Source organism: Achromobacter sp. B7 (assembly GCF_003600685.1).
Classification (GTDB): Bacteria; Pseudomonadota; Gammaproteobacteria; order Burkholderiales; family Burkholderiaceae_B; genus Achromobacter; species Achromobacter spanius_B.
The window spans coordinates 4,062,660-4,078,120 of record NZ_CP032084.1 but is presented as its reverse complement, the minus strand read 5'-3'; the positions used below and the strand labels follow the sequence as shown (position 1 = coordinate 4,078,120).

Genomic DNA, 15,461 nt, shown 5'->3' with positions numbered 1-15,461 from the left:
GTTATTGCGGGGCGGGCGCTTGAGTTGCCGCGCCGTCAGGGCCGGCTGCCGACACGCCCGCCTGCGTGCCGCCTCCCAGCGCGGCGTACAGGCCGACGCGCGCCGATAGCAGGGCGCGGCGCGTCTGCGCCAGCGCCTGCTGCGCGGCCAGCAGGTCGCGCTGCGCGTCCAGCACTTCCAGGTAGGGCGACGCGCCATGGTCGTAGCGCAGCTTGGCGAGCCTGGCGCGTTCGCTTTGCGCGGCCACGGTGGCGCGCAACACCTGCACCTGTTCGGCCAGCCAGCGGCGCGCGGCCAACGCGTCGGACACGTCCCTGAACGCGCTCTGGATGGTTTGTTCGTAGTTCGCGACGGCCTGGTCGCGGCGTATCTCGGCCAGGTCCAGGTTGGCGCTGCGCCGGCCGGCGTCAAAGATCGGCAGGTCCAGGCTGGGCGTAAAGGTCCAGGCGCCACTGCCGCCGCCGAACAGGCCGTTGAGTTCGGCGCTGGCGCTGCCGAAGGCGCCGGTCAACGTAATGCGGGGAAAGAAGGCGGCGCGCGCCGCGCCAATATTGGCGTTGGCCGCCCGCAGCTGATGTTCGGCCGCCACAATGTCGGGGCGCTGCGTCAAGAGGTCGGACGGCAGCCCGGCGGGCAGGTCGCGCATCACGGCCACATCGTTCAGGCCGGTGCGAGGCAGCGGCAGGTTCAGCGGCTTGCCCACCAGCAGTTCCAGCGCGTGCGCCTGCGTGGCGCGCGCCTGTTCCAGTTCGGCGCCCAGCGCGCGGGCCTGCTGCCACAGCGTTTCCACCTGGGTCAGGTCCAGCTTGGCGATGGCGCCGACTTCGTAGCGGCGGCGGAAGATGCGCAGGGATTCTTCGCGCGAGGCGATGGTCTGGCGGGTGAGCGCCAGCCGTTCGTCCAGTTCACGTAGCGACAGGTAGCTGTCCGCCACCTGCGCAATCAGGGACAAGGTGACGGCCCGCGCGGCGGCATCGGACGCCAGGTAGTTTTCCAGCGCGGCGTCTTTCAGGCTGCGCACGCGACCCCAGAAATCCAGCTCCCAGGTGGCCATGCCGACACCGGCCTGGTACTGGTTGGCCACCACGGGCCGACCCGTCAGGTTCAGGTCCGCCGGCGTGCGCGAACGGGTGCCCGTGGCCTGCACGCCCAAGGTCGGAAACTGGTCCGACCGCTGGATGCCGTACAGCGCGCGCGCTTCTTCCACGCGCAGCAGGGCCTGGCGCAGGTCGCGGTTGTTGGTCAGCGCTTCGTCGATCAGGCCTTGCAGAACCGGGTCCGAAAAATAGCTGCGCCAGCCCACGCGGGCGGCGTTCAACTCTGCATTCGGTTCATTGGATGGCGGGGTGGCCCAGGTGGCGGCCACTGGCAGGGCGGGGCGTTGGTAGGGCGGGGCCATGGACACGCAACCCTGCGCCAGCAGCACGGCCAGGGCGGCCGGCGCCAGGCGGGCAGCGTTCCATGCCGAAACCGGACGGCGAGTCATGTGTCGTTCTCCATCGCGTCAATGGAAGCCTTACGTCCGACGGCGGTAACCGTGGCGTCTTCACGGAGTCTATTTTGCCCGGCGCGTAGCGGCGAATCCTTGATCGACATCAAGCTAGCGACTGACTGGTCGGTTTTTAATAAGGCCGCAGGACGGCGTGCGACGTCTACGCCGCGCGTCATTTCGCAAGGAGCCACGAATGCGTACGCAACGCCAGCGTCTGCCTCCCACGGTGCGGACGGGGCAGATTCTGGATGCCGCGCTACAGGAATTCTCGGCGGCGGGTTACGAGGGGGCGCGCATGGAAGACATCGCGCTGCGGGCCGGTTTGTCCAAGGGCGGCCTGTACGCCCATTTTTCCAGCAAGGAACAGGTCTTTCGCGCGCTGCTGGAACGTCACCTGACCCCGGCCCGCCTGGACGCGCGCGCCATCGTCGAGGCCTCGGCGTCGGTCCGGCAATTGGCGGAACGCCTGGTGGACCATCTTTACGCCAGCCTGGCCAACCCGGCCATGATCGTCACCATGCGGCTGCTCCTGGCCGAAAGCGCGCGAGTACCGCATCTGGCGCGGCGTTGGCGGCAAGAGACGGCCGACGCCCATCTGGCCGATATCGCCAGCTTGCTGGCCTTGGCGCGTGAGCGCGGCTTGTGTGAAGGGGGCGTGGCGGCGCGGCACCCCGAGCTGTTGCTATCGCCGGTGGTGCACGCCATCGTCATGGCGATCCTGGCAAGCGCGGACGAGCCCTTCGATCTGGCGGCGCGGCGCGACGCGCACATGGCGCTGATTTGCGGGTTGCTGTAGGGCGAGGTCAGGCCTGGCCGCGCAGCCGGGCCAGCTCGGCCGAAAGCTCGGCAACCAGCGCCTGCGCACGCGCCAGGGGATCGTGCGGCGATGTGGCGTCTTGCGGGGGCCGGGGCACGGGCCTGAAGGCGACGTCGGCCGCCTCGGCCGGGTCGGCCAGGTTCGCTACGCTGGCCGAGTGGGCCGATTCGGCCGGCTCAGCCCGTTCCGCCGGCGCATCCTGCAAACGCGGATGCACGCTTTCGTGGCCCATGCTGACGTCCACGTCGAACACCAGCTGCTCGGCGCGATGCCAGGTGGTGAACCACTCCAGGGGACGATCATGCTGATCCATGCCCTGGCCCTGCAACATCAGCAGCGGCGTGCCGGTCTGGGTGTGCAGCAGTTTGGCGAGCTTGGCGTCGGCGGCCACGGCGCGGATCTGGTTGCGGCCCGCGCCGGGTCGCAGGCCGAAGCGCCGCGTCAACACGCCATGCAAGGAAGCGTCGGCCAGATCGTCGGCGCGCAGCCCGGGCACGGCGTCAGCCGGCAGCCACGTACGCACATACGCCAGCGGCGCGTCGGCCACATGACGCAAGCGTTCCAGCATCAGTAATTGCGTGGTGCCAAAAAACGCCGCCACGTCGGCGGGCGGTTCGGCCCGCGCGAACGCCAGCACGCGCGTCTGCAAGGCCACGCCGGACTGCGCGAATTGTTCGTACAGCCCGGTGGACCGCTGCACCAGCCGGCGATGTTCCTGCGGCGCGGCAACCGTTGCCGGGCGCCCGCTTTCGCGTTGGATCAAGCCTTCGGTGGCTAGCGCGGCCAGCGCCTGGCGGACCACGCTGCGCGCCACGCCAAAGCGTACGCACAGCGCGGCTTCGCTGGGCAGCACGGCGCCCGCCGCCAGCTTGTTCGTCCGGATAAAGCCCCGCAGCAAGGCCGCCACCTGGGCGTGCAGCGGGGTATCGCCAGAGCGATCAAGAACGGGCAGTGCGTCGTGCGTGGCGGGCGCCATGGAAATCAACCTCCGGTTTGTGCCCGCGCAGTTTCCCATACATGCGTCCAGCCCGGGGCCAGGTGCGCGGCGCGCTCGGCGGCCAGGATCAGGCTGTCTTCGCGCGCGATGCCCTTGCCGGCGATGTCGAACGCGGTGCCGTGGTCCACGGACACGCGCACGACGGGCAGGCCGACGGTGATGTTGACGCCGTCATCGCCATACACGGCCTTGAACGGCGCGTGCCCTTGGTCGTGATAGCAGGCAATCACGAACTGCCACTTGCCGCGAACGGCTTGCGGGAACAGGGCGTCGGCGGGGATCGGGCCGGCGGCCAGGATGCCGGCCGCGTTGGCTTCGGCCACGGCCGGGGCCAGGATGTCGGCGTCTTCGCTGCCGAAGATGCCGTTTTCACCGGCGTGCGGGTTCAGGCCCGACACGGCCACCGGCTGGTCGCCACGGCCCAGCGCCTTGGCGAACGAGCCCGCCAGACGCAGCACGGCGCGCATGCGCGTGGGCGTCAGATCGTCGATGGCCTGGCGCAGCGATACGTGCGTGGTGGCGTGGAAAATGTAGAGGTCGCCGGCCGACAGCACCAGCGAGAACGTCTTGACGCCGAACTCGTGCGCCAGCAGTTCGGTGTGGCCGGGCCACTTGTGGCCGGCGGCGTGCATCGCGGCCTTGTTCAGCGGCGCGGTGACGATGCCGTCGACTTCGCCGGCGCGCGCCAGGGCGCAGGCCGTGGTCACGAAACGCACCGAACCGTCGCCCGCGTCGGCGCTGATTTCGCCCAACTTGACGTGGGCCAGCGACGGGCCGGCTTGCAGCACTTCGATGGTGCCGGGGGCATTGGTACAGTCGGCCGCGCGGTCCAGCTTGCGCACGATGGCGGGGTCGCCGCCCAGGCCGCGCACCGCGTTGACCATCACGTCCACATCGCCCACCACCAGCAGGCGGGCCTTTTGGCGCAGTTCGTCATGGCCCATCAGCATCTTGGCCGTGATTTCCGGCCCGATGCCGGCCACGTCGCCCAGGGTGACGGCCAACAGCGGCAGCTTGTTTGATTGAGGTTGTGTCATCGCTTGAATCTCCTGTCGCGGATCGCGCGCACGGCGCGAACCAGTACGTCTTCGGTGCCAAAGCCGCCGGCCTTGGTCACCACGGGCAGGCCCGCGGCCATGCCCCCGGTCAGCGTGCCAAGAGGCACGCCGCCCATGACTTCATCCACCAGCGCGATGCCGCGCGCGGCCAGCGCCACCAGCACGCTGCGCGCGCCGTCGCCACCCGTGGCGACCACGCCCGCCGCGCGGGATGCCGTGATCAATTGCGCCGCCAGGCTGCCCAGCCGTTCGGCGACTTTCTCGGAATCCAGGCCGTCCAGCTGCCCTTCGGGCGCCAGCAGCAGTACGGTGCCGGCGTCGGCCGGCGCCTTGGCGTGGGCCTGCAACAGCGGCTGCGTCCAGGCCTGCCAGGCGGCGTCGTCGGCCAGTTGTTGCAGCGAGGGCGTCCAGGTGTCGGCGCCCGACGCCTTCAGTGCAGCGGCTTGCGCGCGTGCGGCGCTGTGCTGCGACGTGACCACGACGACGACGGGCGCCGTCTGGTCCGCACCGGCCCACACGCGAGCCAGCGGCACGGCCAGGCCGCCCGCGCCCACGGGCAGGGCGTGTTCGCCCAGCAAGCCGATGGCGCGCGCCAGGCGCTCCAGGTCGGCGTCCGTGGCGGCATCCACCACCACGGTGTGGCCCGCTTCGCGAATGCGCGCGGCCAGCGCTTCCGGCGTGTCGCCGTCTTGCACCGCGACGTGGGCGCAACCCAGCAACGTGGGGATATGGCTTTCGGTGACGGGCGTGACCGGGTCCGTCGCGGCGGACGTTTCCGTGACGGGCTTGCCGTTCACCCTCAGCACGCCTTGTTCAACGGTGCGGCCGGTGGCGGGAAAGGCGGGGCAGATCACCGCCACCGTGTCCGGGCCCCAGGCCAGGCGGGCCGCGTCGATCTCGGCCTGGAAGGCGCCGCGCAAGGTGGAGTCCACCTTCTTGTACAGGCGCGACACGCCGGCCGCGCGCAGCTGGCGCACGTTCTGGTCGATGACGCGGGCGGCCTCGGCGGCGGGCAGGGCGCGGCTGTTGGTCGTGACCGCCAGCACTTCGACGCCGGCCGTGGCCGGGCCGGACAGCGCTTCCTCGGCGCCGCCGATGGACAGGTGCGTGCTCCAGCCGGCGCGCACGAACTGCACGGCGGTGTCGCCCGAGCCGGTCAGGTCATCGGCAACGATGGCGATGGTGGGGGTCAAAGCGCCTCTCCGCGCGCCTCGCCCAACGTCGGCGTGGCGCGGCTTGCGTCCGCGTCCTCGGACTTTAGTTCACCGGCGCGCTTCAGGAAGTACGACGCCAGGATCGGAGCCAGGATGGAACTGATCAGCACGCAGGCGGCCACTTGCGCGGTGGCAGTGGACACGTATTGCTGGAAGTTGGGATCGGCGGCGGCCACCACGGCGGGCGTGGCGATGGCGTTGCCGGCGGTGGTGCCGGCGGCAAAGCCCAGGCCGCTCTTGCCGCCACGGCGCAGGATCAAGCGGTAGCCCAGGTAGACCAGGCCGCCGGTAATCGGGCTGATGATCAGGCCCAGGATCAGGCCGCTGATGCCGCCGCTGACGACCGCGCCCAGGTTGATGCCGGTGCCCAGCGCAAAGGCGAAGAACGGGATGACGATGTTGGGCACGGGCTTGAGCACGTCGCGCCACTTCGGGTCCAGGTTGCCGACCACGACACCCAGCAGGAACGGCACCAGCGCCGCCACCAGGGCAATCATGGGAATGTCGGCCAGGCCCGAGGCGCCCAGGAACAGCAGGCTGAAGAAGGGGCCGTCATTGACGGCGCTGGCAACGTAGGCGCCACGGTCGCGCGCATCGCCGTACTGGCCGGTGTAGGCCAGCCACAGGCCGCCGTTGCTGTTGTCGAACGCGGCCAGCAAGGCCAGGATCGACACGCCCAGCACGCCGTCCAGGCCGACGTAGCTGCCCAGGATGATGATGAGCGTGGCGGGCACCAGCGTCTTCATCAGCAGGATGGTGCCGGCCGTGGCCAGGATGGGGCCGCCGGTGCGGGCGTTGACCTGCGTGCCGGTCGCGAAGATCAGCAGGGCGATCAGCGGCAGGGCGCTGTTCTTGAAGAGGGCGGTGGTGAAGCCGCCGATGGCCAGCGCATCAGGGGCAAAGGTGCCGATCAGGGAACCCAGGATGAGCGGCACAAGCATCAATCCACCAGGGATTTTCTGCATGGTGCCAAAAAAAGGCGAACGGGAAGAGGCAGCGGTCGACACTTGCGTAAGTCTCCAGGACGGTTCTGGTGGATTGCAGACGTTCGTTGACGCGTCTGTCAGTGGGGGTTGAAAAACCGCTAGTGTACACCTGTACGTACTGCCTGTACGTACAGGTTTTGCAGCTGGCTCGGGTTTTTCAGGATTTCCGTCCTGGAGGGTTTAGCGCAAATGCCGGCGTCGCGACGAGCCTTGCGTCAGAAGCGGTACGCCCCGCTCAACATTACCGTGCGGCGGGCGCCGTAGAAGCAGTCGCCACGGTCCAGGCAAACCACTTCATAGGTGCGGTCGGCAATGTTGTTGACATTCAAGGCATAGCGCCACGGGCCGTTGTCGTAGCTGACCATCGCGTCGAACAAGGTGACGGCGGGCGTTTCGGGCGCGCCGCCATCGCGGAAGGCCGTCAGGTAGCGCACGCCCGCGCCCACCGCGAAGCCGGGCTGGCCGGCCAGCGCAAAGCGGTACTTGCCCCACAAGGACGCCATGTGCTTGGGCAGGGCTTCCAGTTGCGGGTCGACATCGGTGTAGAGGTAGTTGGCGATGACGTCGACATTCTTGGTGACGCGGCCGCGCAATTCCAATTCCACGCCGCGCGTGCGCGTCTTGCCGGCCTGGAGCTGGTTGTTGGGGTTGTCGGGGTCATTGGTTTGACGGTTCTTTTCGCGCAGGTCGTAGGCCGCGGCGGTGAACTCGATGTCGGCGTCCTTGGGCATGTATTTGATGCCGGCCTCGACCTGCTTGCCGCGCAGCGGCTTGTAGCGTTCGTTGTAGAAGTTGGAGCCGGCAATGGGCGTGAACGATTCGCTGTAGCTCAGGTAGGGCGACCAGCCGTTGTCGGCCGCGTACATCAGGCCGAAGCGCTTGGTGGTGGCGTAGTCGGTTTCCTTGTCTTGGCCTTCGATGCGATTGTCGGCGCGGTCGCGGCGGATGCCCGCCAGGAAGATCCAGTTCTGGTCGAACTTGATCTGGTCCTGCGCGTAAAAGCCCAGCTGCTGCTGCTTTTGCTTGGGCGTGTCGGACAGTTCATATTCCGGCCGGTTGCCGTAGATGGGGTGATACAGGTTCAGCGGCGCGCCCAGGCCGGAGGCCGTCTGGCTGGTCTCGCGGTAGTGCGAATAGTCCATGCCGAAGATAACGGTGTGCTCGGTGCGGCCCCAGTTCAGCTTGCCCTCGATATTCTGGTCGGCCAGCAGCGTGCGCATGCGCGGCTTGTTGACGTAGAAGTAACGGTCGGTGGTGGTCTGTTCCGCGTCGATATAGGAATCGCCACGGCGTGCGCCGTACACGTTCGGGTACAGCGATTGGTAATCAACGCGGCTGACGGTGTTGCGGAAATTCTGGCGGAATTTCCACGTGTCGTTGAACTGGTGTTCAAACAGCCAGCCCACGCTGAATTGCTCGGTGTCGTAAGCGTCAAAGCCCGGCTCGCTGACGAAGCGGCGCGTCGGGATGCGGCCGTTGGGGTTTTCTTGCACCGACCCGCTCCAGGGCAGGAACGATTGCGTCGTGCCCGCCTTGTCCTTCTGCCACAACGCCTGCAAGGTCAACGACGTGGCGGCGCTGGGTCGCCAGGTCAGCGACGGCGCCAGCATCAGGCGGTCGTCGGGCGCATGTTGCACCTGGGTGTCGCTGTCGCGCCCCACGCCCACCACGCGATACAGCCATTGGCCGTCTTCCGTGACCGGGCCGGTCAGGTCGGCCTGGATTTCGCGGCGGCCGTGATTGCCCACCACCACGCCGATTTCGCGCTGGGCATCGGCTTGCGGGCGCTTGCTGACCAAGTTGACCAGGCCCCCGGTGCTGCCTTGTCCGTACAGCATGGACGACGGGCCGCGCAGCACTTCCACGCGCTCCAGGCCGTAGACCTCGGTGCGCGGGTTGTTGGAGTTGAAGAACTGGCGCAGCCCGTCCAGGTATTGCGCGGGCTCGGTGCCGCGTATGCGCACATAGTCGCCGCGGTTGTCCACGCCGTACGCATTGGGCCGCACGCCCGCGGCGTAGTTCATGGTGTCCTGCACGTTCAGCGCGCCCTGGTCCACGATCTGGTCCCGCGGAATGACGGTGATGGCCTGCGGCGTTTCGGACAGCGGCGTGTCGGTCTTGGTGCCCGTGGCGCTGCGCGTGGCGACGTAGCCGTCCACGGGGCCGGTCGCGGTTTCGCCCATGCCGGTGACCTGCACGGCAGGCAGGACGGTGGTGGCTTCGGTGGCCGGATTGGTGGTTTGCGCCTGCGCGGTGGCGCCCAGGCAGGCGGCCAGCGCGGCGGCGGGCAATAGCGTCTGCGGCCGCGCCAGGCGGGCGGCACGAAGTGTATGGCGTTTCAAGAGTCGTCCCCTACGGCGCTGCGGCCGCTGATTACATACAGGAATAGCAACGATAACTATTATTAATTGCGTTGCGGCCACGCGCCAAGACGCATGGGCGATCCCAGATGTAAAAAAAACCTGCAAGGGTGGGCGGCGGCGCTTGGCTGCCGGCAATAAATACCTTGCGTTTCAGAGGCTTGGCGGGACGCCAGGCAGGCCCCGCCATTGAAGAGAAGAAGGCGCCGTCCTGTTGGCCCCAAGCGACACCGGACGCGTCATGCGTACTGCGCGCGCCGCGTGCCGCCTTCGCGGCGGCTGGCCTTGTCGGCCACGATATTGTCTTGCCCCATTTGCCGGCCGCGCTGTTCGATGCGGCCCAGAAAGTCGCGCAGCTGCGCCACCTCGCTATCGCTCAGGTCTTGCACCAGCAGTGCATTCAGCCGCGACACTTCGGGCAGCAGCGCCTGGTATCGCGCCAGCCCCTCGGCCGTGGCCTCGACCCGCACGACCCGGCGGTCGGCGCTGTCGTGCAAACGCCGCAACCAACCTTTTTCACACAGCGCGCCCAAGGTGCGCGACGTGCGCGCCAAGTCCAGCTTGGCGGCGGCGGCAAGCTCGGCGGAATTCATGATGCCGCCTTCAATAGCGCAGGCCAGAATGCGCCACTCGCGTCGCGTGATGCCAAAGCGCCCTTCGCACAGGCGCACGAAGACGGGGTTCGATTGCGACCATGCCTGATACAGCCGGTACATCAGCATGTCGGCCAATTGCGGCGGTGCGGGGGTGGGGCGGGTTGGCATGGCGTCTCCTCCTTGCCGCAGCGCGTGCCGCGTCGGCGCGTTGCGCTGCATATCGTTATGGAAAGTCCTGGATTAGATCAAGCAATGGACCCGTTGCTACAGTCAATCTGCTTATTTCGGTATACGGCCAGGCAGAAAGAAACATAACCGACGGCGGGCCACTGTCGACAGGAGAACACCATGCGTAAATGGATGACGGGCGCGGCCTTGGGTGCCGCGTTGGCGGGGGCCGCGTCGCTGGCCTGTGCGCAGCAGGCGCCGCTGGATGGCGCGTTGACCATCGTGGTGGGCTACCCGCCCGGCGGAAGTTCCGACCGCATTGCGCGGCTGGTGGCCGACCGCCTGAAAGACCGCGTGGGCGTGCCCGTCGTCGTGGAAAACAAGACGGGCGCCGGGGGGCGCATCGCGGCCCAAGGCCTGCATGCCGCGCCTGCCACGCAGAACGTGTTGATGCTGGCCAACCCGGCCGTGATGGTGGTGGCGCCGCTGGTCTACGCCCAGCCCGGCTACGACGCCCAGCGCGATTTCAAGCCCGTGTCCCTGGTCAGCGAATATAAGTTCGCGCTGGCCGTGCCCGCGTCCTCGCCCATCCAGGACGTCGCCGCGCTACGTCTGTGGCTGCGCGCCAATCCCAAGCAATTCACCGTGGGCGTGCCCGCCACCGGCAGCTTGCCGCATTTCTTTGCATTGATGCTGGGCCGTGAAATCGGCCAGGAGCCCGAGGTGGTTGGCTATCGGGGGTCGGCGCCGCTGATCTCGGAACTGATCGGCGGCATCCTGCCGCAAGGCATCGACACGCTGGACACCTTGTTGCCGCAGCATCGCGCCGGCAAGATCCGCATCCTGGCGACCTCCGGTGAAACGCGTGACGCCGATCTGAAAGAGGTGCCCACCTTTCGCGAAGGCGGTGTGAACCTGGCGGCCGACGGCTGGAACGCGTTCTTCGCGCCGGCCGCGATGCCCGAGGCGAAGGTCAAGCGGCTGGGCGCCGACATTGCCGCCATCCTGCGCGAGCCCGCCATGCAGCAAGCGGTGCGCGCCGTGTTCCTGGAGCCGGTGTCGCGGGACGCATCCGACACCGCCAAAGCGTTGGCCGCCTACCGCCAGCAATGGGAGCCGGTCGTGCGCGACTCCGGCTTCACGGCCACGCAATAAGGGGCGGCGATGCGTACCGTGCAAAACGTGTTGTTCATCATGGCGGATCAGCTGCGCGCCGATCACCTGGGCTGCTACGGCCATCCCTATCTGCAAACGTCAAACCTGGACGCCCTGGCCAGGCGCGGCGTGCGCTTTGATCGCGCCTTCGTCAATTCCGGCGTGTGTGGCCCGTCGCGCATGAGCTACTACACGGGCCGCTATCCGTCGCGGCATGGCGCGACGTGGAACCGCGTGCCCTTGTCCGTCAACGAGATCACGCTGGGTGAATACCTGGCCGGGCAGGGGCGCGACCTGGCGCTGGCGGGCAAGACGCACATCATTCCCGACAAGGCCGGCATGGAACGGCTAAGCATCGATGGCGCCTCCGAGCTGGGGGTGCTGCTGGCGCGCGGCGGCTTCACCGAACTGGACCGCTACGACGGCCACCATCCGCCCGGCGACGAAAGCGGCTACCCGGCCTACCTGCGGCGCCAGGGCTACGACAGCGCCGACCCCTGGACGGACTTCGTCATTTCAGGCGTGGATGCCAACGGCCAGATCGCCAGCGGCTGGCACATGCGCAACGTGCATCTGCCCGCGCGCGTGGCCGAACCGCATTCCGAAACCGCCTACATGACGGACCAGGCGCTGGACTTCATGCAGCGGCGCGGCAGCCAGCCCTGGGTGCTGCACTTAAGCTACGTCAAGCCGCACTGGCCCTACATGGCGCCCGCGCCGTACCACCGGCGCTATACCGCCGACCAGTGCCTGCCGGTGCAACGCAACCGCGAAGAACTGCGCGACGCGCACCCCGTCGTTGCGGCGTATCGCCAGCAAGAAGAAAGCATCAGTTTTTCCACCGACGAATGCGTGCGCGTGGTGCGGCCCGCGTACCAGGGGTTGATCCAGCAGCTGGACGACCACCTGGGCCGACTGTTCGACTACATGGAAGGCGCGGGCCTGATGAAGAACACGCTGATCGTGTTCACCGCCGATCATGGCGACTTCCTGGGCGACCACTGGCTGGGCGAAAAGGAATTGTTCTACGACACCGTGCAACGCGTGCCGTTCATCGTGATGGACCCATCGGCGGCGGCCGACGCCACGCGCGGGCAGGCGCTGGATGACATGGTGGAAAGCGTGGATCTTGTGCCGACCGTGCTGCGCGCGCTGGGCACGCCAGGCCCCGCGCACCGGCTGGAAGGCCGCGAACTGCAAACGCTGCTGCATGGCCGCGACGCCGCCACGCCGTGGCGCGACTGCGTGTTTTCTGAACTTGACTACAGCTTTCGCCACGCGCGCATCCTGCGTGGCAAGACGCCGCAGAACGCCCGGGCGTGGTCGGTGCGCACGGACCGCTGGCGCTATGTGTACTGGCTGGACGAGCCCGAGCAACTGTACGACCTGCATGCTGACCCTGGCGAATTCCAGGACCTGGGTACAAGCAGCGAGCACGCCGCCGTCCGCCTGGAACTGCGTCAGCGCCTGTTGGACTGGATGCTGCGCGGCAAGCGCCGCACCACCCTGAGCGACGAGGCCGTGGAAAAGGCCACCAACGCGCACAAGCGGGCGGGGGTGTTTTTCGGGCAGTGGTAAGGGGCGGGCGCCGTTGCGCGGTAAGCGGCGGGAAGGCGTCGCGCACCGAGGGGCGGGCCGCCGTCGCGCACTAAGGGGCGGGCCGCCGTCTCGCACTAAGGGGCGGGGCGCGTCTTGCACTAAGGGGCGGGGCGCCGTCGCGCACCGCCAGGTCGCCGCGATTGGGCGTGCCCCCTCAGGCGTGCCCCGCGCTTTGCGTTTGCGTCGGCGCGGCGGTCTCGGGTTTCAGTTCCCGCCGCAGGATCTTGCCCACGTTCGAGCGCGGCAGGTCATCGCGAAATTCCACATAGCGCGGCACCTTGTAGCCGGTCAGCTGCGTGCGGCAATGCGCAATCAGCGTGTCGGCGTCCAGGCCCGGATCCTTGCGGATCACGAACAGCTTGACCGCTTCGCCCGACCGTTCATCCGGCACGCCCACGGCCGCCACCTCGCGCACGCCCGGATGCAACGCGGCGGCGTCCTCGACTTCGTTCGGGTACACGTTAAAGCCCGACACCAGGATCATGTCTTTCTTGCGGTCGATCAGGAACACGTAGCCGTCGTCATCGACGTAGCCGATGTCGCCGGTGCGCAGAAAGCCGTCCGGGTACATCACCAGCGCCGTTTCGTCGGGGCGATTCCAATAGCCCTGCGTGACCTGTGGCCCGCGCACGCAGATTTCGCCGGGTTCCCCTACGCCCAGTTCTTCGCCTTCGTCGTTGCGGATCGAAATCTCGGTGGACGGCACGGGCAGGCCGATGGACCCGGTGAACGTCGTGACGTCCAGCGGGTTGACCGTGACGGCGGGCGACGTCTCGGTCAGCCCATAGGCCTGCGCCAGCGACTTGCCTGTGACGGCGCGCCAGCGGTCCGCCACGGCGCGTTGCACCGCCATGCCGCCGCCCATCGTCAGGCGCAGGCGAGAAAAATCCAGCTTGGCGAAATCGGGATGATTCAGCAGCGCGTTGAACAAGGTATTGACGCCGGTAAACGCCGAAAACGGCACCTTGCCCATCTCTTTGATCAGGCCGGGGATGTCGCGCGGGTTGATGATCAGCAGGTTGCTGGCGCCGATTTTCATGAACGTCAGGCAGTTCGCCGTCAGCGCAAAGATGTGATACAGCGGCAAGGCCGTCACGACGCATTCCTCGCCATCAGTGACCAGCGGCTTGATCCAGGCGTGGGCCTGGCTGACATTGGCCACCAGGTTGCCGTGCGACAGCATTGCTGCCTTGGCTACGCCCGTCGTGCCGCCCGTGTATTGCAGGCAGGCCAGGTCACGCTGGTCCAGCTGCACGTCGGTAAACGGCTGGGCGCGGCCGGCAAGCAGCGCGTCGGCCAGGCGCACATGCCCGGGCAGGGACCACGCCGGCACCATGCGCTTGACGTGGCGGATCGCGAGGTCCACCAAGCGCCCTTTGACCGGCCCCAGCATCTGGCCGATGGAGGTGACCAGCACGTGTTCCACCGCGCTGTTGGGTAACGCCTTTTGCACCGTGGCCGCGAAGTTGTCGGCCACCACGATGGCGCGCGCGCCAGAATCCACCAGCTGGTGTTCCAGCTCATGCGGGGTGTAGAGCGGGTTGCAATTGACCACGACGCAGCCCGCGCGCAAGGCGCCGAACAGGCACACGGGGTATTGCAGCAGGTTGGGCATCATGAGCGCGACACGGTCGCCACGGCCCAGGCCTTGCGCGTGCAGCCACGCGGCGAAGTCGCGCGTCAGTGCGTCCAGCTGGGCGTAGCTGATGGATTTTCCCATGCTGATGTACGCGGTTTTATCCGCGTAGCGGCGGCAGCTGTCTCGCACGATCGAGACCAGCGTGGTGACGCCGTCCATGTCGATTCGTGCGGGGACGCCGGCGGGGTAGCTCTTGTGCCAGATAGGTTCCATCTTTGAGGATTTCCGCCTAGTTGCCCAACAGGGCTTTTTTCAGGGAGGCCTGCGCCGGCTTCTCGCCCAGCCACACGCGCAGCAGCGCGCGCGCGAAGTCGGGGCTGTCGATGCGGCCGCGTTGCTTGCCGTTATGTGACCCGGTCACGCCACGGGCATCGAAATCCAGGTCGACCACATCGCCTTCCTTGAGGGCGCCGATGTCGGCGATCATGCCGGCCAACTGGTCGGCCGGCGCTTTCATGGCGGCCAGCTCTGCCTTGGGCGTATTGTCGCGCAGGCCTTCCTGCAAGGCCTCGTCCAGGCTTTTGCTGTCTACGTCGCGCAGCAATTGCAGACGGATGCGGCGCGGCTCGGTGCTGTTGATCAGCGCCGCCGCGTCGTGGCTTTTCGTGGTGACGTACAGCGACGCCACGTACACCTTCACCACGATTTTCGTGCGCACGCCGGCGCCGTTGAGCACCAGCGCATGGCTGCCCGCGGACAGCTGCTCCGGCACGCGCCTGCCCGCCACGTCGAGGTCGGCGGCAAAGGCCGGCGCACCCACCAGGCCGGCCGCCAGCGTGCCGGCCAGAACGCCTGCCTGAAGTCGGCTCAGGGCGGTGGATCGCCCTCCAGGGATACGTTGCATGTGTCTCCTCCTGTGGTCTTTCGCTTGTAGAACTTCTTGTCGGCGATATAGATCGTGCGTTCCACGACGGCGTACACCACGCCGTCCTTGTCCTTCAATTCCACCGTGTACGTGCGGGTGGTTTCGTGGTCGCGCGCGAGGTCGGCGCGGATGTCCGCGATTTCCCCGGGCGGCAGCCGGAAGTCGACATACAGGGTCGTGTAGGCGGGCTTGCGAAAGCGGATCGAGGCGGCCTTGTCCCACACGATGTGATCCGGTCCCAATGCCGACATCAACATCGTCGGGTGGGCGCCGTCCGTTACCGCAAACAGCGACCCGCCGTACATGGACCCCACGATGTTGCGCGTGCGGCGAAGCAGCGGCAGCTTGATGCGGATGTGCAGGAAATCCGGCGACACAAACATCACACGGCCGCCGGTGGCGCGAAACGCCGGATGCAGGTTGAAGCCCACCCGCATCAGGCGCGCGCGCCATTGCGGCGACAGGCTTTTAAGCCAATAGGGCTTCAGGCTGGGCATGCCGGTCGATTCCGCAAT

The 15,461-nt window shown here is 67.5% G+C and carries 13 protein-coding genes; 3 read left to right on the top strand and 10 right to left on the bottom strand.

Annotation, left to right across the window (positions count from 1 at the left end):
• Position 1 precedes the first annotated feature (1 nt).
• Positions 2-1,486, bottom strand: a complete 1,485-nt coding sequence (locus DVB37_RS18320) for an efflux transporter outer membrane subunit (RefSeq protein ID WP_120156388.1) — start codon at positions 1,484-1,486, stop codon at positions 2-4.
• Positions 1,487-1,685: 199 nt separating this feature from the next.
• Here DVB37_RS18320 and DVB37_RS18315 point away from each other — a divergent pair, with 199 nt between their 5' ends.
• On the top strand, positions 1,686-2,288 hold the full coding sequence (locus DVB37_RS18315) for a TetR/AcrR family transcriptional regulator (RefSeq protein WP_120156387.1): 603 nt from the start codon (positions 1,686-1,688) through the stop codon (positions 2,286-2,288).
• 7 nt (positions 2,289-2,295) lie between these two features.
• Here the strand turns inward: DVB37_RS18315 and DVB37_RS18310 are convergent, their stop codons facing one another.
• The 6 genes from DVB37_RS18310 to DVB37_RS18285 form a co-directional block, all read right to left on the bottom strand.
• The gene (locus DVB37_RS18310; RefSeq protein ID WP_120157561.1) at positions 2,296-3,285 is read right to left on the bottom strand and encodes a GntR family transcriptional regulator; all 990 of its coding nucleotides are present in this window, start codon (positions 3,283-3,285) and stop codon (positions 2,296-2,298) included.
• 5 nt (positions 3,286-3,290) lie between these two features.
• Entirely contained in the window at positions 3,291-4,343 is a 1,053-nt protein-coding gene (gene pdxA / locus DVB37_RS18305; protein WP_046804139.1) for a 4-hydroxythreonine-4-phosphate dehydrogenase PdxA, read from the bottom strand.
• Positions 4,340-5,557, bottom strand: coding sequence for a D-threonate kinase (dtnK, locus tag DVB37_RS18300; RefSeq protein ID WP_120156386.1), 1,218 nt, complete (start codon positions 5,555-5,557; stop codon positions 4,340-4,342). The genes pdxA and dtnK overlap by 4 nt, the downstream gene beginning before the upstream one ends.
• Positions 5,554-6,519 (bottom strand): 2-keto-3-deoxygluconate permease, encoded by a 966-nt coding sequence (locus tag DVB37_RS18295; protein WP_240433919.1) that lies wholly within the window; start codon positions 6,517-6,519, stop codon positions 5,554-5,556. The genes dtnK and DVB37_RS18295 overlap by 4 nt, the downstream gene beginning before the upstream one ends.
• A gap of 260 nt (positions 6,520-6,779) precedes the next feature.
• Positions 6,780-8,906, bottom strand: coding sequence for a TonB-dependent siderophore receptor (locus tag DVB37_RS18290; RefSeq protein WP_120156385.1), 2,127 nt, complete (start codon positions 8,904-8,906; stop codon positions 6,780-6,782).
• Between the two features lie 257 nt (positions 8,907-9,163).
• Complete coding sequence (locus DVB37_RS18285) at positions 9,164-9,688, bottom strand: MarR family winged helix-turn-helix transcriptional regulator (protein ID WP_120156384.1); 525 nt, start codon at positions 9,686-9,688, stop codon at positions 9,164-9,166.
• Positions 9,689-9,868: 180 nt separating this feature from the next.
• On the opposite strand from DVB37_RS18285, the gene DVB37_RS18280 reads away from it, so the two are divergent.
• Positions 9,869-10,843 (top strand): Bug family tripartite tricarboxylate transporter substrate binding protein, encoded by a 975-nt coding sequence (locus DVB37_RS18280; RefSeq protein WP_120156383.1) that lies wholly within the window; start codon positions 9,869-9,871, stop codon positions 10,841-10,843.
• A 9-nt stretch (positions 10,844-10,852) separates the two neighbouring features.
• Positions 10,853-12,421, top strand: a complete 1,569-nt coding sequence (locus tag DVB37_RS18275) for a sulfatase-like hydrolase/transferase (protein WP_120156382.1) — start codon at positions 10,853-10,855, stop codon at positions 12,419-12,421.
• 175 nt (positions 12,422-12,596) lie between these two features.
• Here DVB37_RS18275 and DVB37_RS18270 read toward each other — a convergent pair whose 3' ends face one another.
• Genes DVB37_RS18270 through DVB37_RS18260 form a run of 3 tightly spaced genes read right to left on the bottom strand, consistent with a single transcriptional unit; the run spans position 12,597 to position 15,434 of the window.
• Positions 12,597-14,294 (bottom strand): AMP-binding protein, encoded by a 1,698-nt coding sequence (locus DVB37_RS18270; protein WP_120156381.1) that lies wholly within the window; start codon positions 14,292-14,294, stop codon positions 12,597-12,599.
• A 16-nt stretch (positions 14,295-14,310) separates the two neighbouring features.
• A complete protein-coding gene (locus DVB37_RS18265) occupies positions 14,311-14,925 on the bottom strand; it encodes a chalcone isomerase family protein (protein WP_120156380.1) in 615 nt (204 codons plus the stop codon).
• Positions 14,889-15,434, bottom strand: a complete 546-nt coding sequence (locus DVB37_RS18260) for a PaaI family thioesterase (protein ID WP_046804197.1) — start codon at positions 15,432-15,434, stop codon at positions 14,889-14,891. The genes DVB37_RS18265 and DVB37_RS18260 overlap by 37 nt, the downstream gene beginning before the upstream one ends.
• Positions 15,435-15,461: the final 27 nt, after the last annotated feature.

What these genes read in the sequence shown, in the direction of transcription:
- DVB37_RS18320 (WP_120156388.1), bottom strand. Translation starts at nt 1,486, where the DNA reads ATGACTCGCCGTCCGGTTTCGGCATGGAACGCTGCCCGCCTGGCGCCG.
- DVB37_RS18315 (WP_120156387.1), top strand. Translation starts at nt 1,686, where the DNA reads ATGCGTACGCAACGCCAGCGTCTGCCTCCCACGGTGCGGACGGGGCAG.
- DVB37_RS18310 (WP_120157561.1), bottom strand. Translation starts at nt 3,285, where the DNA reads ATGGCGCCCGCCACGCACGACGCACTGCCCGTTCTTGATCGCTCTGGC.
- pdxA (WP_046804139.1), bottom strand. Translation starts at nt 4,343, where the DNA reads ATGACACAACCTCAATCAAACAAGCTGCCGCTGTTGGCCGTCACCCTG.
- DVB37_RS18295 (WP_240433919.1), bottom strand. Translation starts at nt 6,519, where the DNA reads ATGCTTGTGCCGCTCATCCTGGGTTCCCTGATCGGCACCTTTGCCCCT.
- DVB37_RS18285 (WP_120156384.1), bottom strand. Translation starts at nt 9,688, where the DNA reads ATGCCAACCCGCCCCACCCCCGCACCGCCGCAATTGGCCGACATGCTG.
- DVB37_RS18280 (WP_120156383.1), top strand. Translation starts at nt 9,869, where the DNA reads ATGCGTAAATGGATGACGGGCGCGGCCTTGGGTGCCGCGTTGGCGGGG.
- DVB37_RS18275 (WP_120156382.1), top strand. Translation starts at nt 10,853, where the DNA reads ATGCGTACCGTGCAAAACGTGTTGTTCATCATGGCGGATCAGCTGCGC.
- DVB37_RS18270 (WP_120156381.1), bottom strand. Translation starts at nt 14,294, where the DNA reads ATGGAACCTATCTGGCACAAGAGCTACCCCGCCGGCGTCCCCGCACGA.
- DVB37_RS18265 (WP_120156380.1), bottom strand. Translation starts at nt 14,925, where the DNA reads ATGCAACGTATCCCTGGAGGGCGATCCACCGCCCTGAGCCGACTTCAG.